This window comes from Bacteroidia bacterium (assembly GCA_041391665.1).
Lineage (GTDB): Bacteria > Bacteroidota > Bacteroidia > J057 > J057 > JAGQVA01.
The window spans coordinates 1,454,921-1,477,297 of the sequence record JAWKNO010000002.1 but is presented as its reverse complement, the minus strand read 5'-3'; the positions used below and the strand labels follow the sequence as shown (position 1 = coordinate 1,477,297).

The 22,377-nt window shown below is 48.8% G+C and carries 22 protein-coding genes; 11 read left to right on the top strand and 11 right to left on the bottom strand.

Going from position 1 to position 22,377, the window contains the following annotated elements; all coding sequences use genetic code 11:
• From R3D00_17800 to R3D00_17780, 5 genes are all read left to right on the top strand, one after another.
• A complete protein-coding gene (locus R3D00_17800) occupies nt 1-3,444 on the top strand; it encodes a M36 family metallopeptidase (protein MEZ4775043.1) in 3,444 nt (1,147 codons plus the stop codon).
• A gap of 43 nt (nt 3,445-3,487) precedes the next feature.
• Complete coding sequence (locus R3D00_17795) at nt 3,488-3,928, top strand: hypothetical protein (GenBank protein ID MEZ4775042.1); 441 nt, start codon at nt 3,488-3,490, stop codon at nt 3,926-3,928.
• Nucleotides 3,929-4,036: 108 nt separating this feature from the next.
• Nucleotides 4,037-4,582: an SCO family protein gene (locus tag R3D00_17790; protein MEZ4775041.1), complete on the top strand. Its 546-nt coding sequence runs from the start codon at nt 4,037-4,039 to the stop codon at nt 4,580-4,582.
• Nucleotides 4,566-5,000: a cytochrome c gene (locus R3D00_17785; GenBank protein MEZ4775040.1), complete on the top strand. Its 435-nt coding sequence runs from the start codon at nt 4,566-4,568 to the stop codon at nt 4,998-5,000. The genes R3D00_17790 and R3D00_17785 overlap by 17 nt, the downstream gene beginning before the upstream one ends.
• A gap of 4 nt (nt 5,001-5,004) precedes the next feature.
• On the top strand, nt 5,005-5,814 hold the full coding sequence (locus tag R3D00_17780) for a crotonase/enoyl-CoA hydratase family protein (GenBank protein ID MEZ4775039.1): 810 nt from the start codon (nt 5,005-5,007) through the stop codon (nt 5,812-5,814).
• Here the strand turns inward: R3D00_17780 and R3D00_17775 are convergent.
• The 5 genes from R3D00_17775 to R3D00_17755 form a co-directional block, all read right to left on the bottom strand.
• A complete protein-coding gene (locus R3D00_17775) occupies nt 5,811-6,845 on the bottom strand; it encodes a hypothetical protein (GenBank protein ID MEZ4775038.1) in 1,035 nt (344 codons plus the stop codon). The two genes, R3D00_17780 and R3D00_17775, sit on opposite strands and share 4 nt — an antisense overlap.
• A 44-nt stretch (nt 6,846-6,889) precedes the next feature.
• Complete coding sequence (locus tag R3D00_17770) at nt 6,890-7,309, bottom strand: hypothetical protein (protein ID MEZ4775037.1); 420 nt, start codon at nt 7,307-7,309, stop codon at nt 6,890-6,892.
• A 10-nt stretch (nt 7,310-7,319) separates the two neighbouring features.
• Nucleotides 7,320-7,652 (bottom strand): hypothetical protein, encoded by a 333-nt coding sequence (locus tag R3D00_17765; protein MEZ4775036.1) that lies wholly within the window; start codon nt 7,650-7,652, stop codon nt 7,320-7,322.
• 12 nt (nt 7,653-7,664) lie between these two features.
• The gene (locus tag R3D00_17760; protein ID MEZ4775035.1) at nt 7,665-8,240 is read right to left on the bottom strand and encodes an RNA polymerase sigma factor; all 576 of its coding nucleotides are present in this window, start codon (nt 8,238-8,240) and stop codon (nt 7,665-7,667) included.
• A gap of 68 nt (nt 8,241-8,308) precedes the next feature.
• The gene (locus R3D00_17755; protein MEZ4775034.1) at nt 8,309-9,037 is read right to left on the bottom strand and encodes a hypothetical protein; all 729 of its coding nucleotides are present in this window, start codon (nt 9,035-9,037) and stop codon (nt 8,309-8,311) included.
• A 91-nt stretch (nt 9,038-9,128) separates the two neighbouring features.
• On the opposite strand from R3D00_17755, the gene hutU reads away from it, so the two are divergent.
• Genes hutU through R3D00_17730 form a run of 5 tightly spaced genes read left to right on the top strand, consistent with a single transcriptional unit; the run spans nt 9,129 to nt 15,024 of the window.
• A complete protein-coding gene (hutU, locus tag R3D00_17750) occupies nt 9,129-10,817 on the top strand; it encodes a urocanate hydratase (GenBank protein ID MEZ4775033.1) in 1,689 nt (562 codons plus the stop codon).
• Nucleotides 10,818-10,826: 9 nt separating this feature from the next.
• A complete protein-coding gene (gene hutI / locus R3D00_17745; protein MEZ4775032.1) occupies nt 10,827-12,065 on the top strand; it encodes an imidazolonepropionase in 1,239 nt (412 codons plus the stop codon).
• Nucleotides 12,066-12,070: 5 nt separating this feature from the next.
• Complete coding sequence (locus tag R3D00_17740; protein ID MEZ4775031.1) at nt 12,071-12,883, top strand: N-formylglutamate amidohydrolase; 813 nt, start codon at nt 12,071-12,073, stop codon at nt 12,881-12,883.
• On the top strand, nt 12,870-14,243 hold the full coding sequence (gene hutF / locus R3D00_17735) for a formimidoylglutamate deiminase (GenBank protein ID MEZ4775030.1): 1,374 nt from the start codon (nt 12,870-12,872) through the stop codon (nt 14,241-14,243). The genes R3D00_17740 and hutF overlap by 14 nt, the downstream gene beginning before the upstream one ends.
• Before the next feature lie 4 nt (nt 14,244-14,247).
• Entirely contained in the window at nt 14,248-15,024 is a 777-nt protein-coding gene (locus tag R3D00_17730) for a phytanoyl-CoA dioxygenase family protein (protein MEZ4775029.1), read from the top strand.
• 549 nt (nt 15,025-15,573) lie between these two features.
• On the opposite strand, the gene R3D00_17725 is transcribed toward R3D00_17730, so the two are convergent.
• The 5 genes from R3D00_17725 to R3D00_17705 form a co-directional block, all read right to left on the bottom strand.
• Entirely contained in the window at nt 15,574-15,984 is a 411-nt protein-coding gene (locus tag R3D00_17725) for an HNH endonuclease signature motif containing protein (GenBank protein ID MEZ4775028.1), read from the bottom strand.
• Entirely contained in the window at nt 15,981-16,226 is a 246-nt protein-coding gene (locus R3D00_17720; protein ID MEZ4775027.1) for a hypothetical protein, read from the bottom strand. The genes R3D00_17725 and R3D00_17720 overlap by 4 nt, the downstream gene beginning before the upstream one ends.
• 294 nt (nt 16,227-16,520) lie before the next feature.
• A complete protein-coding gene (locus tag R3D00_17715; protein ID MEZ4775026.1) occupies nt 16,521-16,748 on the bottom strand; it encodes a hypothetical protein in 228 nt (75 codons plus the stop codon).
• A gap of 876 nt (nt 16,749-17,624) precedes the next feature.
• Nucleotides 17,625-18,269: a gluconate 2-dehydrogenase subunit 3 family protein gene (locus R3D00_17710; GenBank protein ID MEZ4775025.1), complete on the bottom strand. Its 645-nt coding sequence runs from the start codon at nt 18,267-18,269 to the stop codon at nt 17,625-17,627.
• A 30-nt stretch (nt 18,270-18,299) separates the two neighbouring features.
• Entirely contained in the window at nt 18,300-20,036 is a 1,737-nt protein-coding gene (locus tag R3D00_17705; protein MEZ4775024.1) for a GMC family oxidoreductase, read from the bottom strand.
• A gap of 103 nt (nt 20,037-20,139) precedes the next feature.
• On the opposite strand from R3D00_17705, the gene R3D00_17700 reads away from it, so the two are divergent.
• Nucleotides 20,140-21,237 (top strand): Gfo/Idh/MocA family oxidoreductase, encoded by a 1,098-nt coding sequence (locus tag R3D00_17700; protein MEZ4775023.1) that lies wholly within the window; start codon nt 20,140-20,142, stop codon nt 21,235-21,237.
• 144 nt (nt 21,238-21,381) lie between these two features.
• Here R3D00_17700 and R3D00_17695 read toward each other — a convergent pair whose 3' ends face one another.
• A complete protein-coding gene (locus tag R3D00_17695; GenBank protein MEZ4775022.1) occupies nt 21,382-22,341 on the bottom strand; it encodes a T9SS type A sorting domain-containing protein in 960 nt (319 codons plus the stop codon).
• Between the last annotated feature and the right edge of the window lie 36 nt (nt 22,342-22,377).

Genomic DNA, 22,377 nt, shown 5'->3' with positions numbered 1-22,377 from the left:
ATGAAATACTTAATCTCTGTATCTCTGACTTTTCTGCTTTCCCTGCAAGGTCTGTTTGCCGGGAATTTTCCTGACGCTGCGCGCAAATATCTGGAAAAAAATCGGTTAAAGTGGAACCTGACACTGGCCGATGTTTCATTTTTGGACGTTACCGATAGTTATACTTCGGTAGAAAAAGGCGTTACTTATCTCTATTTCAGGCAAATCCATGAAGGAATAGGGGTAAATGGGACAGAATCATCGATCGTTTTTTCGGGTGAAGAAAAAATATTCAGCGCACAGATTCATTTTCTTCCGGCTCTAAGTAGCCGGATCAATCTGTCCTCACCTGTGATTTCGGCTGAACAAGCCATTCATTTTGCTGCACTGGCTTCCGGCGCGCCGGTTGCACAACCGTTAAAAATGCTTTCTCCGCCTACGGGCATTTCCGGAAAATCGGTTTTTTCTGACGGAGGCATTTCTCAGGAGCCCATTTCTGTAAATCTCGTCTATCTGGCTTCTGAATCGCAAACCCGGGTGATGCTTACGTGGAATCTGCAGATTTATACATTAGCAGGGGATCACTGGTGGGATATTTGGGTGGATGCCGAAACCGGGGCTATTGTCAAAACCGCTGACTGGGTGTCTCAATGTGTGGTAAATCCTCACTGGGGCGAAGGTGGTTCTGTTCACGGCGCGAATGAATACCGCGTATTTCCGATTCCCCTTGAAAGCCCGTCCGTCGGGCCGAGATCCTATGTTTTTGATCCTTCAGAACCGATCGCTTCTCCATACGGCTGGCATGATACCGACGGAATGCCGGGTAATGATTTTACGCTTACCCGCGGAAATAATGTATTTTCCTATGAAGACCATGACGGAAATAATAGCGTGGGACTGAGCGCAGACGGAGGGCCGGCACTCGATTTTGACTTCCCTTTGAATTTGACACTTCCTCCCGGTGCCGGTACAAATGCGGCAATTACCAATTTGTTTTACTGGAACAACCTGATGCACGATATCTGGTACCTTTACGGATTTGATGAGGGTAGCGGAAATTTTCAGGAAAATAATTATGGCCGGGGGGGAAAAGGAGCCGATTATGTGCGTGCTGAAGCGCAGGATGGATCCGGTCGCAACAATGCCAATTTTGCTACCCCGCCTGACAGTATACGCCCCCGGATGCAGATGTTTCTCTGGGGTAATGGCTTTGACACACTCAGTGTTTCTATTCCGGGTTCTGTGACGGTGCGGTATCAGGCAAAATCTGCTTCTTTTGGTCCGGCTTTGCTTCACGACACCCCGGTAAGCGGGCAAATGATCATCGCCGTCGACACGGCCAATACCACCCGGGCATGTGCCCCGATTGTGAATGTCGCCGCTGTCAGTGGAAAAATTGCGGTGATCGATCGCGGAAACTGCGACTTTGTTACAAAAGTGTTGCGTGTTCAGGCTGCCGGTGCTATTGCGGCAATTGTAATCAATAATGTTGCCGGACCTCCGGAAGCGATGTGGACCAGCGGCAACCTTGCCAACGTGACGATTCCCTCCATTATGATCAGTCAGGCCGATGGGGATATGATCCGGCTTCAACTCAATACGGCTTTGTCACTGACCGGTACAATATTGGGATTTGATATGCTCAACAATACCGGCATTATTGACGGTGATTTTGATAACGGCGTCATCGCTCACGAATACGCGCATGGAATCTCTAATCGCATGACTGGTGGCCCGTCTAACGTCTCCTGTTTGTCCAATGAGGAGCAAGCCGGAGAAGGCTGGAGCGACTGGTTTGCGCTGGTGATGACGACAACTGCCAATTCCCAGTCTGCAGAATCACGCCCGATCGGCACCTTTGTCAGTGGACAGAGCCCCACAGGAGCTGGGTTGCGTCCTTATCCGTACACAACCGACATGAGCAAAAACCCCGCTACCTACAATGATATAAAGACCCTTTCCATCCCTCACGGGGTAGGGTTTGTAATGGCGACGATGCTATGGGATCTTTACTGGAATCTGGTGGATATGTACGGATATGATCCGGATATTTATTACGGACAGGGAGGGAATAATATGGCCATGCGTCTGGTGATGGAAGGATTGCGGCTTCAGCCGTGCAGTCCTGGTTTTGCAGATGTGCGCGACGCTATTTTGCTGGCAGATGCACTTGAAAACGGTGGAACCAATGAATGCCTGATCTGGAAGACCTTTGCACGCCGCGGATTAGGGTATAGCGCGGTTCAGGGAAGTCCAAATGATCGCAGTGATGGTGTGGAGGCATTTAATCTTCCTCCGCAATGTGCGCCGATTCTGGCCATTGAGAAAACAACTGACCGCGAAAAAGTCTCAAAAAAAGATACCATCACCTATACCCTGACGGTTCGCAACCAGACAGACGGTAACCAGACAGATGTGCGGATTACCGACACCCTGCAGGCAGGGCTGGTAATGGTTCCGGGTTCGCTCAGTTGTTCGGGTGCAGTTTCTGGAAATATGGTTGAAATACCCGTCGGGAATCTTTCTTCCGGACAGGCTTTTACTTGTAGTTTTCAGGCGACCGTTGTCAATACTTTCCCCGAAAGTGCAATGGTTTTTGAAGATGAGTTGGAAGAAAATGTGCATACTTATACAACAATTTCACAGACTGGAACCAATGGATTTGTAAAGGACACGGCTAACCCGAGGAGCGCAACTCATGCCTGGTTTGTGCCCAATGCGCCGGCTGTAAATGATCAGATCCTGATGATGCCTTCCCTTGTACTGAATGGGAAACCCATCCTTTCTTTTTGGCATTCATTTGATACCGAAACCGAGTGGGATGGGGGATTGGTGGAGATTTTGCCAACGGTTTCCTCCGGTCAATGGAAAGATCTGGGCCCCCTGATGATAGAGAATGGGTATAATTCGAAGGTGGGTACAAATAATCCTGCCGGCGCTCGGCCTGCTTTCAGCGGAAACAGCAAAGGGTATATACGCACCAAAATTGATCTGAGCAGTTATGCCGGTGAGCCTGTGTTTATTCGCTTTCGATTTGTATCCGATGACAATACCTATCAGACCGGCTGGTGGATCGATGATTTACTTATCAGCAATGGCCCGGAAATTAACCTGACAAACACTGCCTGTGTGTCTTCGGCAGAAGGACAGGGGGGCTGCGATGCTTTAGACAATCCGCATCTCGTGGTACCCGTATGGACTACAGATATTAAATCAGAAATAGACAAAGTCTCTTTTCGCATTTTCCCAAATCCTGCGGATAAAGAAGTGCGTATTGTGGTGAACCAGGGAAAACCAACGGGTTTTTTGGTAGAAATAACCGATATGGCAGGCAGACAACTGATTCGCAGTCAAACGCAGGGGAAGGAATCGAAGGTAAATATTTCTGGACTTTCAGCAGGTATCTATCTCGTGAAAATAACCGCAGGAAACCAGTCAGGTTTCCGCAAATTGATTGTGCAATAGTATAATGATTGTGTAACTTTGGAGTCGAAAAAAACCAATCGTTATGAATATCAGAGTATTTTCTTCAGTTGTTGTACTGATTGTCTCCCTTGCCGCTTGTTCTGTAAAAACTGGTCACAACCATTCTTCCGAAAACACTGACAGCCCCGTTGCAAAACTCATGGGCGAAGTAATGGCTGTACACGATGAAGTCATGCCTCAAATGAGCAAATTGTATGACCTGAAAAAATCATTAGCTGAAAAAACCGAAACTTTGGGAGACAGTGCACCGGATATGGAGATGCGCACCAAAATTGAAGCAGCTATGCAGTTGCTTGAAAAAGCCGACGAAAGTATGATGAACTGGATGCGCAATTTTGAAGATCCCGGTGAAAGTGATGTCGAAAAGGCCACTGCCTATCTTGAAAAAGAAAAAGAAAGGGTGCTGGAAGTGCAACAGGCCATGAACGAAGGCATCCAGGCCGCAGAGCTTTTGTTACAGTAAGTATACCAATGGATCATGAAAGTTATGGTTGGGAAGAATTGGGTTAAGTATTTGATAATAAGTATTTTAGCTCCTTTGGTGGTAAGTTGTGCGCCAACCGGGAAGAAATTGCCCATCCTGGGATTTCGGGAGGTGGGGCCTGCTGGCGATACTTTGTATCATACCATCCCCGATTTTGCTTTCACTGATCAGGATGGAAATACAATCACTCCGCAAACGACAGCCGGTAAGCTATATGTGGCTGATTTTTTCTTCACCAGTTGTCCTACCATTTGTCCCAAGATGAAGGCACAAATGATACGGATTCACGATGCTTTTATCGATAATGACTCGGTTGTTCTGCTTTCCCACACCATTGATCCCGGATATGATTCGGTTGCCGTTTTAAAGGATTATGCTGTGCGTCTGGGAATTCAAACTGCCAAATGGCATTTACTCACCGGTGATAAAGACGCCATTTATGGAATTGCCGATGAATATCTGGTATCTGTTGCTGAAGATGACCAGGAACCTGGTGGTTTTATCCATGGTGGCCATTTTATTCTGGTAGATCCTTCCCGTCGTATTCGTGGTTATTATGATGGGACAAAAGAAGAAGCGGTAACTCAGTTGATTGCGGATATCCGTCTGTTGTTGAATGAACCTACGGAGTAATAAAATAAAAACAATTCTCTGGCTGGGCTGGCCTTTACTGGTGATTGGCGGATTGCTGATGTACCGGAGTTTTTCCGGACAGGGAACCGCCGGTCAAAAAATCTATCAGATGCACTGTGCCAGTTGCCATATGGCGGAAGGCGAGGGACTTCGTCAATTGATTCCGCCGTTGCGACAAGCTGATTATTTTGTCACAAATGGCTTAAATATGGCCTGTATTATCAGAAATGGATTAAACACCCCTATCAAGGTAAATGGGGTTGACTATAACCGCCCGATGCCGGGGAATATTTTATTGTCTCCTGCCGAAATCACCGCAGTTATTGGCTATATTCAGAAAAAGTGGTACCCCAGGCTGCCGGAAGTGAATTTTCAGGAAGTGGAGGCAGCCCTGCAGAACTGTGACCCTAATCAATAATTTTATGTACGAAACCTTTGCCCTATCCATCGAAAATCATATTGCACATGTACGGTTCAACCGTCCTGAAAAAGCCAATGCACTCAACCAGCAGGCATGGGATGAGATGAAAGCACTTTTTTCCTCCTTGGATAATAATCCCGAAGTGCGGGTAGTGGTATTGAGTGGAGAGGGAAAACATTTTTGTTCAGGGATTGATCTGACCCTGCTGATGGATGTCGGGCGAATCAGCGGCGATAACTGTGAAGGTCGGAAGCGGGAAAAGCTCCATCAGATTATTCTGGGGCTTCAGGCTCCCATCAACGCGCTGGAAGCATGCCGCAAGCCCGTACTGGCAGCCATTCACAACGGCTGTATCGGTGCAGGCGTCGATATTATCTCTGCTTGTGATATGCGTTATGTAACGGAAGATGCCTATTTTACGATTCGTGAAATTGATATGGGAATGGTCGCTGATCTGGGAACATTGCAGCGGCTGCCTAAAATTATCCCGGACGGTGTCGCAAGGGAAATGGCTTATACCGGTCGTAAAATGTATGGACAGGAAGCAAGGTCGGTGGGTTTGGTGAATAATGTATTTGCCGATCAGGAAAAAATGCTCGAAGGGGTTATGGAAATCGCGGGTCAGATTGCCGCAAAATCTCCCCTTTCCATTCGGGGCACGAAGGAAATGTTATTGTATGCACGCGATCATTCGGTCGATGAAAGCCTTCGGTATATGGCGGTTTGGAATGCTGCGATGCTGTTGTCTGAAGATCTGGCTAAGGCTTTTCAGGCCACATTGACCAAAAAACAGCCAGAGTTTGACAATTAACCCTTGCAGGTGTTCAGAATTTTATTTCTGACGAGGGTTGGGTTTTCAATGATTTGATAAAAATCATTGAGGTAATCGATGGATATTTTTTTAGAGGTTTCGTCTAGCCAGGGAGAATCTTTATAGAGCTGGATCATTTGATCTTTTTTCTCATGGAAGAGGTCAAACACTTCTTCGCCTTCCGAATTGGTGAAGCAGGGCCCCCGGTAAATCCTGTCCTTTACATCGGTAATTCCCAGGCCATCGGGTGGGATGGCATAAGCCGCATTGACCATGCCGGAATAGTCAAAGTCATAGGGAACCGGATAGGGCGTTTCCTGTGAAAAGTCATTGGACTTCAGTAGCTTCAGATTATGAAGATTGGGCACGTACCAGTCGCAGTTTCCGATCATATATTGAAAAACAGCCACCATGATCAGGTGTTTGCGGTTGATCATGGCAGAAGTGACCCGTTCGGGTTCCAGTTCAAAAGAATGGGTTCTTTTGCCTACATCGTCAATATCCTCAATAAGAAATCCATACCTTTTCAGTGGTTTCCTTTTTTTTTCACTATCGGTAAAAGTCATATCTACCAGGCGGGCATGGAAACTCATGGGGGAAAGCAGGTTGTATAGCTGGTAGAGCGTATATTCTCTGAAAATATATTCCTGGTATAAAGGTTGATATTTGCAGATCGTAACCAGCTTGAGCGATGAGACTCCTTCAAAGGAGGGGTCAGAAAACCCAGATTCTTTAAAGTTGAGCTTTAAGGGAGGTAGCTGGCAAAACCTGCGGCGAAACTCTCCCCTTGCTTTGATCCGGATATCACCAGAGAGGGAATCGCCATTCCCGGAATAAAGCGTGATAGAAGCTGGCTGGTACTCGTCTTTAAATCGCTCAGACATAAATTTTTTCTGATCAAAGTCGAGCTGAATGCGAAGGGGAACCTCATTCCTAAATAGATCACTGGTCGCCGTATCTTCCGTTCCTTGTCCCCAAACTTGAGGAATCAGCAAACACAGCGTGTAGAGAAATAGAAAATTTAATCGCATTTCTTTAAAAATATCCCGTAAAAATAGGGATTATTTTGAAATTATTATTCGGGCCTGGGCGGTCCTCCGGGTGGTGGAAATCCTTCCGGTCTTTGATGTTTTCTTTTTCTTCCCCGGAAATGCATTGCCTGAATCACTTTTTCAATCTGGTCTTCACTCAGATAGGGTTTTAGCTGAAGTCTAAGACTATCAGACCGCTCACGCATTTGGGAAAAGAATACCTTTTGCGATGCCTGTACCTCCTGATGATAAGTTTCCAGGATTGGTCTGATTTTATTCATTTGTTCCGGATCTGCATTGGCCATTTCGGAGAAAAAGTTTTCGAAATAGGCTTTGTCATCCATGATTTTGCGCATATTCTCGAAGCGCTTTTTTACAATCCACCCACTGCTGATAAATCCGGCCGCAAACCCGATAGCCAGCGTAAGGAGGATAATGGCAATTGGCTTTATTCTGGTGTACATAAGATCGGCATTAAAGGCTGACAAAAACATTTCCCACAATATCTTCTACACTAATTTCGGAGGTGCCAATAAGCGTATCCAAAGAAACCGTCTGATCTTTGAATACAATTACGGCCAAAAATACAATTGTCGCGGCAAGTACGGGTAAAGCCACCCGGCTAAAGGCAAACGTAAGTCCCGGAAGCCATTCCCGCTCTTCTTTGTATGCTTTTTCCAGACGTGCCATTACCCGGGAGGAGAAAAAAGGCTGAAATTGAAATGATTGTTCCAATAGCTGTTTTTCTTCTTCGGAAGGGCTTTCTTCCTGAGTGCGAAGCAAGAGTTGATATAATTTCCTTTCCATAACTCTGTTGACTTAAAGGGCTTCCCGTAAATGAACCCCATACGTATTTTCTAAAATCTCTTTCAGTTTTTTTTGTGCCCTGGACAACCTGGAAAGCACCGTGCCTAAAGGAAGTCCGAGCATATCCGCCGTTTCCTGTGAGGAATATCCCTCAATCATACGGAGAACCAATACCGCCCGAAAATCTTTATCCAGATCCAACAGGGCTTTCTGTACCAGTTCCTGGGTTTCTACCTGCTCCCGTGTCTGTCCTGTATCCGGAATCTGAAACACCGGCGCTTTATCTTCTGTAGAGAAAAAGTTAAATATTTGTTTTCTTTTCCTCTTTTTTATGGCGTTGAGTGAGAGGTTGATGGCGATTCTTGTCAGGTAGGTTCCCAGCGCAGAATCTCCCCTGAAATTGTCCATTGACCGGAAAAATCGAATGAACACTTCCTGTCCCACATCTTCGGCTTCTTCTGTATTTCCCATCATACCGATCACTGTTCCCGCTACCTGCCGTTCATATCTCTCTACCAGCAAGCGAAAAGCTGACTGGTCGCCGTTTCGGGATCTTTCGATCAGTTCGGTATCTGGTACAGTTGCCAATATCAACAACGTTCTCGGTTTTGTTGGTTAGACACTGGTTTGCAGGGGTTTATTCCCGTCGGCTTAAATTATTTATCCGTTGCGGGCAACTGCTGTTTTTTTAGCTCAAATGCGGCTGGTACGGTAAATGCGCGATAATCCTCCAGCATATTCTGCATCAGTCGGTCATAACTGCCTGTTACGGTTGCCTGACTTCCCATTCCCATCCCTACACCCATATCACCGCGGATGAGTGGCCTTCCGAGTTTGCCTGTTTCGAATCCCAGCGTAAAGTGTTTTTCTCTCCCCTCCCGGTACAGTTCGGCTTGTTTGCCAAATATCAGTTCGACCGGAATGAGTGCCTGGTAGTGAAGGGTTTTGTTTTTCCCTGCCTGAATGGTCGTCTGAATACTTCCCGGATTTTGGTTTTCGCCCCAGGTGTATTCTCCTTCGCCGTAAAAATTGACTAACTCCAGATGCCGCATCTCTCCGGGCAAATCCGGAAAGGCATTGTGAATATTACTTCGCTGTTCCAGTAAAACGCCGGGATCATTGGTGCGCGCATCTTCGGGCAAACCCAGTGGATAATGAATGCCTCTGATGGCCTTTTTTTTGCCGTCCGGCGCGATCCAAAGGGTAAGGCCTGTGATCAGCACCTGGTCGCAAATGATGGGATCATGAATATCGAGAAAAACAGTCATGACCGAATCATTTCCAGAGAGCCGGCATTCCCAACCTTCCGGTTTTTTCTGCCCCAGAATATGCCCCGATGCAGAGAGAAAAAAGAAAAAAGTGGCAAAAATTAATCGCAGATTCATATCCTAAAGTTAAAGAATTCCCACAAATTGAATGGACAATTTGAAAAAGACGGCAATCTGAGTCATATTGCCTGTTTGAATATCATCGACTATGGCTACAATAACGCAATCTTACCTCGAACAGTTTCTGCAAGCTTACGCTTCGCATCCTCACTACAAAGCCCCTGCCGGCAATACACTGCATGCCCGTTCCTGGCAAACAGAAGCCCCGCTGCGCATGTTTCTCAATAACCTCGATGCCGAAGTGGCGGAAGATCCTTCCCGGCTGGTGGTTTATGGCGGAACCGGGCAGGCTGCCCGAAATGAAAAGGAAGCCCGCCGCATAATCGAACTCCTGCTCCGCCTGGAAGATGACGAGAGCTTGCTGGTGCAATCGGGCAAACCCGTCGGCGTTGTGCGTACCCACCCCGAAGCGCCCCGTGTGCTCATCGCCAACAGCAATCTGGTACCTGCCTGGGCAACCTGGGAACACTTTGAATCGCTGAAAGCCCGTGGTCTGATGATGTATGGGCAAATGACAGCCGGCAGCTGGATTTATATCGGCACACAGGGAATCCTTCAGGGAACGTACGAAACCTTTGTAGCCTGCGGCCAGAAACATTTTGGCGGAAGTCTCCGCAATAAGTTGCTGGTTACTGCCGGACTCGGCGGCATGGGCGGCGCACAACCCCTTGCGGCTACCATGGCTGGTGCGACCTTCCTTGGCGCAGACGTGGACCCCGCCCGGATTCAGAAGCGGCTGAAAACCCGCTATATCGACCGGATGACTTCATCGTATGAAGAGGCCCGGGACTGGGCCCTCGCAGCCCGCGACAAAGGTGAGGCGATTTCCATCGGACTGGTGTCCGATGCGGGCGATATGCTCGAAAAATTGCTCCACGACAATATAATCCCCGATATTCTTACAGACCAGACTTCTGCCCATGATCCCGTACATGGCTACATTCCCAATGGAATGTCACTGGCAGAGGCTGCCCAACTCCGCGAAGCGGATCCTGAACAATATAAAACCCGCTCTCTTCAAAGCATGGCCCGGCACGTCGGATTTATGCTGGAAATGCAGAAACGCGGAAGTAAAACCTTCGACTATGGCAATAATCTCCGCGAATTTGCCCGGCAGGGTGGGGAAGCCAACGCTTTTAACTTTCACGGATTCGTACCGGAATATATTCGCCCCCTATTTTGTGAAGGAAAAGGGCCTTTTCGCTGGGCGGCATTGAGCGGGGATCCTGAAGATATTTACACCACGGATGAAGCGCTGATTGAAGCTTTTCCGGAAAATATCCATATGATCAACTGGCTGCGGGAGGCGCGTCAGAAAGTGGCTTTTCAGGGTATTCCCTGCCGTATCTGTTGGCTGGGTCTGGGAGAAAGGGAAAAAGCAGGATTGATTTTTAATGATCTGGTTCGGACCGGTAAGGTGAAAGCGCCCATTGTCATTGGCCGCGACCACCTGGATTGCGGTTCGGTGGCATCGCCCAACCGGGAAACGGAAGGCATGCTCGACGGTTCGGATGCCGTTTCTGACTGGCCATTGCTCAACCTGATGGCCAATACTTCGGGAGGGGCAACCTGGGTTTCTTTTCACCACGGCGGTGGGGTAGGGATGGGGTACTCCCAGCATGCCGGCATGGTGGTGGTAGCTGACGGCACCGATCGGGCCGACCGGTGTTTGCGCAGGGTTTTGTTTAACGATCCCGCAATGGGTGTTTTTCGGCATAAAGATGCCGGTTATGCCGAAGCGCAGGCTGTCGCAGATGCATTTGACTTAAATCTTTAATCCTGAAATATGGAAAAACGACTGATTGGTCCTTTCCGGCAGATCATACCCATGACGCATTTGCCGGGGAAAGGACCTGTTGCCGATGAGCAGTTGCCGATCATTGTAGAAGGCGGAGTGGTGGTGGAAGATGGAAAAATTGCCGCCATAGATACCTGGGAGAAACTTTCCTCGTTTCCGGGAATTTCGCGGGAAATAGTTTCAGGGGACAAGGTGTTGATGCCGGGTTTGATTGATGCGCATACGCATATCTGCTATGCCGGATCGCGGGTCAATGATTACGCAATGCGCGTTGCCGGGAAATCTTACCTGGAAATTGCTGCCGCCGGAGGCGGAATCTGGACTTCTGTAAGCCATACGCGTGCTGCTGACAAAGACCATCTCCTGGAAGAAACCCGTATCCGTGCCCGAAGATTGCTGGCCGATGGAATTACTACCGTGGAGGTAAAAAGTGGGTATGGGTTGAGTGTTGCCGATGAACTGAAAATGCTGGAAGTTATCGCTGCGGTGGGGGAAATGGAAAAAATTGATACCATTTCTACCTGTCTGGCGGCGCATATCAAACCGAAAGATTTTGCGGGTGATGAGTCGGCCTATTTGCACATGATTCTTGCTGATCTCCTGCCGAAGATTCAGGCCAGAAACCTAACCCGGCGGGTGGATATTTTTATTGAGGAGACGGCTTTTCCTGTGGCGGCTGCCGAGCCTTTTCTCCGGGAAGCGCAGCGAATGGGATTTGAAATCACCATTCATGCCGATCAGTTTTCTACAGGGGCAAGTGAGCTGGGCGTAAAACTAGGCGCGAGAAGTCTCGATCATCTGGAAGCCAGCGGCGAACGGGAAATTGCGATGATCGGTTCCTCCTCCTGCGTGGCGGTAGTTTTGCCGGGTGCTTCTTTGGGATTAGGTATGCCTTTTGCCCCGGCGCGTAAATTGCTCGATGCCGGCGCTTGTCTGGCCATTGCCTCCGACTGGAATCCCGGAAGTGCCCCGATGGGGGATCTGCTGATGCAGGCTGCGGTCATGGGGGCTGCCGAAAAACTTTCTGTCGCCGAAACACTGGCCGGAATCACCACCCGGGCGGCCATGGCTTTGGGTTTGCCGGACCGCGGGGTGCTTCAGCCGGGAAAAATTGCCGACATGATTGCTTTTCCTGCCCGCGATTATCGGGATGTTATGTATTTTCAGGGTAAAATGAAACCTGTGATGGTTTGGAAAAATGGCCGGAATGTCCTGTCTGAAAAGTAAAAAATATGGTGTTTACAATCGTTGAGCCTATTGGCAAAAAGGTGCCGGTGCTGGTGAGCATTCCCCATTGTGGGACAGATTTTCCTGATGATATCCGGGATATGTATGTACAGGAACAAATCGATGCGCCTGACGATACCGACTGGTTTCTTCAGCAGTTGTATGATTTTGTTCCACAAATGGGCATTACCCTGATTTTTGCAAATTATTCCCGCTGGGTGATAGATCTCAACCGGGATCCTGACAGCAAACCTTTATACGACGATGGCAGAGCCATCACGGGTTTGACACCGGATAAGACTTTTTTCGGGAAAAATATTTATCAAAATACTCCTCCGGACGCGCAGGAAGTTCAACGCCGGCTAACGCAGTATTATCACCCCTATCATTCAAAGATTCAGGAAATTTTAGCAGGTTTTCGCGAAGATTTTCAGCATGTTTTGCTGTATGATGCGCATTCTATCCGGCGGCGGGTGCCCTCTATTTACGCTTCTCCATTTCCCGACCTGATCCTCGGCGACAATGATCAAACCTCTGCCCACCCGGAATTGATCCGTACTGCATGGGAAATCCTTTCTTCCGGGCCTTACTCGCCCATGCACAACACTCTGTTTAAAGGTGGTCAGATCACAAGATTTTTTGGACAGCCGCAAAATGGCGTTCATGCCTTACAGCTGGAGCGAAGCAAAGATTTGTATATGGACGATTCGGAGACCCACTATCACCCCGAACGCGCTGCGATCATGCAAAACCACCTCAAAAGTTTATTTACCAGCCTGATCCTTACCCTCGAAAAACTCAACCATGAAGGTATATGAATTTGCCGGCCTATTGACTGATACCGGCTGGATTACCCCCGGGTACGTGCAACTGGATGCTGAGGGCAATATATTGTATGCGGGAAATGTTGCACCTGGGGAAACTTCAGCCACAGAAAAAGTAGCCGGATATGCACTGCCGGGTTTTCAAAATGCCCATTCCCATGCTTTTCAATACGCGATGGCAGGGATTGCGGAAAGACACGTACAGTCAGATGATTTTTGGTCGTGGCGGGAAAATATGTATCAGCTCGCACTAAGCATGAATCCGGACCAAATGGAAGCGGTCGCAGCGATGTTGTATGCAGAAATGCTCCGGCAGGGTTATACCGCTGTCGCAGAATTTCACTACGTACACCATGACAAAGATGGCTCGCCCTATGATAACCTGTCTGAGTTGGGCGAAAGGCTGGTTTCCGCTGCACAAACCGCCGGAATCCGCATTACGCTGATCCCGATGTTTTATCAGCAGGGAGGATTTGGTTTGCCTGCCAATCACGGCCAGCGGCGGTTTATTTCTCCGGCTACAGAAGATTATTTTCGGCTGGTGGAGGCCTCCGCCAGGTCGCTGAAGTTTTATGAAAAAGCATCTTTGGGTGTGGGGGTACATTCCCTTCGTGCGGTGAAATTTGAGGATATTCTCCGCACCATTGGAGAAACGGATCAGCACTTGCCCTTTCATGTGCATGTGGCCGAACAACTGAAAGAAGTCGCCGATTGTCTGGCTTATTGTGGAAAACGTCCGGTTGAATGGCTGATAGAAAATGCCGGACTTACCGACCGGTTTCACCTGGTGCATGCCACGCACCTCACCGAATCTGAAATTATGGGTATCACCCAATCCGGGGCGCAGGTTGTGCTTTGTCCTTCCACCGAAGGAAATCTGGGTGACGGCAGATTTTCACTTGTGGAGTTTCAGCAGTCGGGAGGAAAATGGTCGATCGGAACAGACAGCCATATCGGGCTGAGTCCCATGGAAGAGCTGCGAATATTGGACTACGGGCAGCGAATCTATCACCATCGCCGCAACATATTTCATTCCCCCGACCAGACAGACAGCGGTACTTACGGATTTCGCCAGGTATGGACAAACGGGCGGAAAGCCATGGGCGAAAATCCTTCCGGATATTTTCAGACAGGGAAACCCTTTGATGCAGTAGTGATAGACGAGCGTCATCCATTGATCGAAAATTCCCATCCGGAAAATCTGCTTTCCACCTTGATATATGCCGGAGATTCCACATTTTTGCTGGGAACCATCGTCGCGGGAGAATGGAAGGTGTATGAAGGAAAACACCCGGAATCCGGGACCATTTTCTCACGTTTTGGAACAACCATTCGCGAACTTAAGAACCGATAAAAACATGAAGGAAGCACTACAACAACTGGGGGTAAAGCCGGAAATCCTTTCTCCGGAAGAGAAAAAATTTCTGGATGAAAACGGGTATCTCCCGTTAGGCCAGATTTTGACTAATGAACAGGTTGCAGCAATTAACCAGCGGATTCAGTCCCTGATGGACAGCGAAGGAGAGTCCGCCGGGGCGGAGCTCCTCGATTCGCCTTATATCCGCCACCCGAAGGAAGCCGGTGCAGACCGTCTGGCCGATTTGGTAAATAAAGATCCACTGTTTGACATCTTTTATACACATCCACGGGTGCTGGCTGCGGTTGCCCATGTTTTGGGAGAAGAGATCAAACTCTCGTCCCTAAACTACCGTGCCGCCAAACCAGGTGCAGGTTTACAAAAATTGCATGCCGACTGGCACGAAGCAGTTGAGCCGGGAGACTATAAGGTCTGCAATTCGATCTGGCTGCTGGACGATTTCTCCGCCCAGAATGGCGCGACAAGGATTGTGCCCGGCACCCATCTTTTGCCCATTTTACCACAGGAGGATCTGGAAGATCCGCTGGCGCCCCACCCCGACGAATTGATCATCCACGCACCGGCCGGCACCGTGGTAATTTTCAACAGCCACGCATGGCATGGCGGCACAACCAATACGACGGATAAACACCGGCGGTCGATCCACAGTTACTTTTGTCGCAGGGACCAGCCGCAGCAGGTCGATCAGTCACGCTATATACGCCCAGAAACCCGCGCGCGATTATCCCCGGCTGCGCTGGATTTGCTGGGGGTGTGATGAAACCGGGGCTTCGACTCCGCTCAACCACCGGGGTTCGAGCCGAAGGCCCCTGCTTGGGAGCCTCACCCACCGGGGTTCGAGAGCCTCACCCACCGGATGGTCAGGCCGAAGGCCCCCTGCCGGTGGCTGAGGAGGCTCGAAGCCCCGGCTAACATAGGGCGCCGTACGGCGCGCAGAGATGTTGGGAAAAAATAATATAGGTCGCCGGATGGCTACAGACATATGACTCCTCCGGAGTCCAGGCTATGCCTGAAGAAAAGAGACACTAATTGGAAATGGCTATGATCATTTGCCGTCAGGCAAGACCTCGGAGAGGTCACATGTTTGTAGCCGTAGGTCAGCCCCTCAAATGTTTCCAGCAAAATGCGCGCTGCGGCGCGAGGAGATGAGGGGAATATAATAGAATGGGCCACCTATGGCTATAATAATATCACTCCCTTAATGGGATCTTCGACGCTTCGCGGTTGGGCTTCGCCTGAAAAATGCTTCAAATATCAATAGCGCGGGGATTTATCCCTGCGCTCCATCCCTGTGTCTGAGGGGTGATCAAGGATAATAACCGGCCTGGGTCAGAACATCCCTGATTTCAATTCTTTCGGGAAGGTTAAATTCCAGCAATTTGATCGTTGCCTTGCCTATATCTGTTTTGGCAGTAATGTGTCCTCCACGTGTCTCAAAATGATCAAACCATTTTTGTGAACGGGGATTAAACAATGGAATGATTTGCTTCTCTCCATCGAGAATTGTGGCAATATTCGGGCCTTTTTTCCAATTACAAAAAGCACAACACCATGCCAGATTTTCAAGGGAATTTTCACCTCCGTGCTGAATGCCAATAATATGTTCAATATGAAAATCGTAATTGGTGATGGCTTGTGGGATACGGCAATATTCGCAACGGTTTCCGGCGCGTTCAATTACGAGTTTTCGGATTAGTTTGGAAATGTGAGAACTCATGGTTTTGCAAGGCGCAGGAGAGATTTGGCTTTTGCAAGTTGAACAATGTGTTCGATGAGCATGTATTGTTCCATTTCACGGTTTTCCTCGGTAGAAAGTCCCCCTTCCTTATTTTTGTTCAGTAAATAAGTTACTCGTTCCTGCGACTTTTTTGAAGTTTGAAAAGCCAGCACCTTTCGGGGCGAAAGTGTAGCGAGAAATTGGGCCAGTTCTTCAAAAATCAAAACAGGGGTTGTTTCCATTATTTTTCCTTTGAACAAATATAATTAAAAATGGGGAAATGTAAAATGGTTGCGCCGAAAGCCCGCTGCCGGTGGCTGAGGAGGCTCGAAGCCCCGGCTAATATAGGGCGCCGTACGGCGCGAGGAGTGAAAAAATGGAATAGGTGCTAAATACCTAATTCCGTTCAGGAACCCAAAGACGTAAGCCTTTAATAAATTGAAAATCTTTTATGTTATCCGTATAAAGCATCAGGTTATGCCGAATTGCAGTGGCAGCGATGAGTGCATCAGGAATCACATTGCTATCACACAAAATCATCTTTTCCAGGCTTTTCTGCGAATTTCTTTGAGATTGAGTGGGTTTTTTGCTGTCAGATTAAAAATCGAACTAGCATCCGGTGATTTAGCCCGCTGGATTACCATATCTGCACCAGGCTTGTCATCAGTGGTCATTTGAGCCAAAAAATCAATATACAGATCCACTGCCTGCTTCAGGTGTTGTGGGAGAGATTGATATTTTTCTAATAGTTGCGTTGCGCTCATAATTGAATCAAACTAGTTCTCTAATATACGATTTTTTTTGTGTAGGGTCTGCAAAATGCGCGATGCAGCGCAATTTCTACCGGTGGCTGAGGAGGCTCGAAGCCCCGGCTGACACAACGCGCCATACGGCGCGAGGAGTTTGGGAAAAAATAATATGGGTCGCCGGATGGCTACAGACATATGACTCCTCCGGCCGATAGGTCCCCTCCGGGAAGTCCAGGCTATGCCTGAAGAAAAGAAACACAATTGGAAATGGCTACAAATCGAAGATGCCTCAGGTACATTCGATCCCTCAGGGATCAATCAGGCTGCGCATGAAAAATGCTGCAAATATCAATAGCGCGGGGATTTATCCCTGCGCTTGCGGGGTGTACCAAAGGTATCTTCGATTTGGAATTTCACCAGGGTTCCGCCAGATCCCCATTTAAAGGGGGATCGGCAGGGCGGAAAGGGGGTTCACCAAATTTGCGCCGTACGGCGCGAGGATTGTGGGAAAAAATAATATAGGTCGCCGGATGGCTACAGACATATGACTCCTCCGGAGTCTAGGCTACGCCTAAACCTCCCTTTGGAATCTGTCATCCAAAGTGGATCTTCGATTTGTCATTTCACCAGGCTTCCGCCCGATCCCCATTTAAAGGGGGATCGGCAGGGCGGAAAGGGGGTTCACCAAATTTGCGCCGTACGGCGCGAGGATTGTTGGGAAAAATAATATAGGTCGCCGGATGGCTACAGACATATGACTCCTCCGGAGTCCAGGCTACGCCTAAACCTTCCTTTGGAATCTGTCATCCAAAGTGGATCTTCGATTTGTCATTTCACCAGGGTTCCGCCAGATCCCCTTTAAAGGGGGATCGGCAGGGCGGAAAGGGGGTTCTAACCATAACTCACTCCCAGCCGGTCGAGCCACTCCTGTGGGGCACCGGTCCATACGTTGCCGACATTGCCGATATACTGGATGTCGGCGATGCCTGTTTTGCTGGACCAGAAACCTGAAGCGACGAGGTCGCGGAAGCGATTGAAAAATGCCACGCCCTGACTCATCTCCGGCAGCGCCGAATCGGGCCAGGCGATGTCATCGAGGATTTGTTTTTGCTGTGTTTCGTCGCAATCTACAAAGGCTTTCTCAAACCGGTGAAGGGATTCTATATCCAGCCAGCGCAATCCGCCGCGGATCGGTGTCTGCTGATGTGGCTGGTCTTTCATCATAAATTCGATAAAATCGGGGACTCCGGCATCCTGTGCGTTTCCTGAACGGTCGTCGGCGGGGATGATCAGATTGGCCAAAACGGTTACCGTGGCAAACTCGTGTTCTGTGAAGAACCTTTCTGCCATCAATTTCTGATCTTCCGGTGAAAGGGTCATGCCTTCTGGCTGCGTCCCGTGCTGGTGTTCGCTGTGTTCCGGGGTTTTGTTTTCGGGTTCACAACCAGTGGAGGTCAGCGCAAGTCCTGCTCCAACGGAACCGAGTGCTATGAATTTCAGGGAATCCCTGCGGGAGAGTTTTTGTTTTTTTTCCATGATCTTCTGATATAGATGGGTTGCCGTTGATTAAAGATTTTGTTGTTTGGTCTGCTCAATGATATAATCTGCTGCCCGCCATGAAAGGGCGAGAATGGTCCAGGTGGGGTTTTTGTCTGCCATGGAGACAAATGATCCGCCATCGACGACAAACAGGTTTTTTACATCGTGGGATTGGCAGTACTCATTGAGTACCGAATCTTTTGGGGATTTTCCCATACGTGTAGTACCCACTTCGTGGATGATCCGACCGGGTGCGGCCAGTCCGTAGTCCTGGTCTTTTCCGGGTTTTTCGCCCAGGGGTGTGCCTCCCATGTTGTGGATGATTTCTTCAAAGGTGTCTTGCATATGTTTGGCCTGAAGCACTTCGTGATCGGTCCATTTGTAGTTAAACCGTAGGACGGGAATCCCAAATTTATCGACTACATTGGGGTCTATTTCGCAATAGTTGCTTTTGAGTGCTACGGGTTCTCCGCGTCCTGAAAAACCTACCACTGCACCAAACAATCGGCGATAATCGTTTTTCAGATCTGCGCCATAACCCCCTCCGCCTCTTGGGCGGGGACTGCCGTCGATTTCTCCAAGCAACTGGTTGATTCGCTGAATGCCTCCCATAAATCCGTAAGCGGGCATTCTTCTTCCTCCCCAAAGTTCGATATGATACCCTCTGGGGAAGTCCAGTTTTTTGTTGTCCAGCCACCACGGAATATACAGATGCGCACCGCCGACTCCATCTTCATTGTGGGGAATATAATCTACCAGCTTGGGGATCAGTCCGGCCATGGATGCGCCGGTGGAGTCCATCAGGTATTTGCCCATCACATCGCTCGAATTTCCCAGTCCATTGGGGAAACGGCTCGATTTGGAATTGAGCAGGAGCCGCGCGGATTCGCAGGCACTGGCGGCAAGGATGACGGTTTTGGCTTTCACCTGGTATTCCATCATGTCCTGGGTGTTGACATAAGAAACACCGGTTGCCAGTCCGTTTTTGTCGGTCGTGACTTCTCTTGCCATCGCGTGAATGATAATATCCACGTTTCCTGTTTTTTGTGCAGGCATCAGCAAAACAGGTGGTGATGAGAAGTTGGAGTAGGTGGAACAGCCCCTGTTACACTGCGAACAATAGTGGCAAGCTGCCCGTCCGTTGTGTGGTTGTGTGATGATCGAAAGGCGGCTGGGAATAATCGGTATGTTGATTTTCTGACAGGCTTCTTTCATCAGCAGTTCGTATCCCCGCGGTTTGGGCGGTGGCATAAATATGCCGTCAGGTTCGTTGTAAATGCCTTCTTTCGATCCAAAAATCCCTACCAGTTGATCTACTTTGTCGTAGTAAGGTTTGATATCGTCATAGGAGATGGGCCAGTCATCGCCGAGTCCGTCGAGGCTTTTTCGCTTGAAGTCATTGGGGCCAAACCGGAGAGAAATTCGCCCCCAGTGATTGGTGCGACCACCAAGCATGCGGCTACGAAACCAGTCAAATTCGGTGCCTTTTACGCGGGTATAGGGTTCTCCTTCGATTTCCCAACCGCCGTAGGCTGCGTCAAATTCGCCAAAAGGTCTGTGGGTTCCTGCACCTCTTCGCGGAGACTGGTAGGGCCATTTAAACATTTCTCCTTCTGCCGAATCAAACCAGGGCCCGGCTTCGAGGACGGCAACTTTGGCGCCTGCATCGGCGAGAATTTTAGCAGCCATACCGCCGCCTGCTCCCGAACCAACGATACATACATCGTATTCTTTGGGATTCTTTTTTATTTGTAAATCGCTCATGAGATAATAGCTGGTAGATAGTATGGAGAAAAGATAATCACCCTTAGTGGAAATAGCAAAAATCGTCTATCTTCATTTTTCTTTCATTTTAATCATACTTATCATGATTTTCAGGATTACTACCGCCCTCACTGCCATTTTTATTTCCTTTCAGGGATTATTTTCCCAAACGACCCAACCGCTTCGGCTGGGGGTTGCCGGACTCGTGCACGACCATGTGCATGGGATTCTGGGGCGTCCCGATAAAGGTGATATTGAAATTGTCGGAATTGTGGAGGCCAATCAGGCACTCGCAAAAAGACTTTGTGAAAGATATAAAATCAGCATGGATCTGGTTTATCCTGATCTGGAAACCATGTTGGAAAAAGCTCATCCTGAGGCTGTTTCTGTATTTTCGAGTATCTATGATCACCTGGCCATTACCGAAAAATGTGCGGCTAAGGGAATTCATGTCATGGTAGAAAAGCCCTTGGCGGTGAATCTCGATCATGCCATGAAGATGCAGAAAGCGGCGCAGGCCGGAGGCATTCACCTGATCACCAACTACGAAACTACCTGGTACGCTTCCAACCACAAAGTAGCGCAGATGGTGAAAGACAACGAACTGGGTGAAGTGCGGAAAATGGTGATCCACGATGGTCATCAGGGGCCGAGGGAAATCGGTTGCAGTGAGGAATTTCTTGCATGGCTGACCGACCCTGTAGCAAACGGCGGGGGGGCAGTGATGGATTTTGGTTGTTATGGTGCTGATCTCGCGACCTGGGTAATGAATGGCGAACGACCCGTTTCTGTAACGGCAATCACGCAGCAGATCAAACCGGATATTTACCCGAAAGTGGATGATGAGGCTACCATTATTGTAACCTACCCCAAAGCGCAGGCGATTATCCAGGCTTCATGGAACTGGCCGATGGGTCGAAAAGATTTTCATGTGTACGGGAAAACCGGATATGCCAAAACCATTGACGGGCGGAATATGGTTATCCGCCTCAATGAAAAAAGCGCTGAATATAAGCAGGAAGAGCCGCCATTAGTCGCACCGCAGAATGATGCATTCTCTTATTTTGCCGGTGTGATCCGCGGGAATATTGATCCGGCGGGGAGTCCCGGTTCGTTGGCTGTAAATATGGTGGCAATGGAAATTCTGGATGCAGCCGTAAAGTCTGCGGCAAAGGGAAAAACAATTTATCTAAAAAAATAGCGGAGTTATTCTGCATATTGAAGGTTTACGCAGAGTCCCACAAAGGAATCGCAGAGTTTCGCAGAGGAAAAATGAATTCTCTGCGTACTCTGCGTGGTACTTTGCGTTACTCTGCGTTTAAATGTATGGAGCTTGATCTCCGATCTACTTATCAATCAAAATTTTTCTGGATTCGAGGCCTGAGGGGGTTTTTATCTGGTAGAAATAGATACCGTTGCTCAGCTCGCTGACGCTGGTTTGTATTTCATACCTGCCTTTAGTCTGGACTTCATTTACGAGTGTTTTTACCACAATTCCTTTGTCGTTCAGGATATGGATGGTTACCTGTCCTGCTTCACCTACGTTGTATTCGAGGGTGCTTGAAACCGCCGCAGGGTTGGGAAATGTGCGTACACCCTGGCCCATTTCATTCATTATCGGAAATTCACCATCTGCATCCCAAAGCAAAAACCCTACGGGCTGAGTAATGTTCATCAAGCCCATCATGCCGGGGCCACCCATACCTGGCCCGCGCATACCCGGACCACCTGACTGGCCAGGCTTATCTCCATGAAAGCCTTCTCCGTTGCGGGGGCGTCCTTCCATGGGTTGTCCCTTACCCATTCCTTCGGGCCGTTGACGAGGTTGGAGGCCATTTTTTTCTGCAATGGCGTGTATATCGGTTCTCCACTGCTCCATTTTGGGTTGCACATCGGCCAGCAGTTGGTCGATTTCTGTTTTGTGATTATCGGCAATCGCTTTCACAGATTCCATCGTGGCTCTGTGGGCTTCACGTTGTGCTTTCATCTGACTGATTTGCGCTTCATCGGGCCTTGACCCGGGTTCTGGCCTTCCGCCAAATTGCCCTTTTCTGTTTTGCATTTCCTTGCGATGGGCCTGCATTTCTGTACGAATTTCGCTGAGTCTGGCCTTTTCTTCTTTTGAAAGATAGGTTTCCAGCTGTTGGCGCTTAGGTTTCATGACCGGAACGATATTTTCTTTGGCATATCGTTGGGCTTCCTGATGGAAGGCTTTTCTGTCGGCCTGGTCATTCTGTGCGAATACACTGGCGGACAATAAGATACATGCCGCAACTGAGGTTGCGAATCGTTTTACCGTATGCATATGTGTTTGATTAATATTTACGCATTAGACATGCGG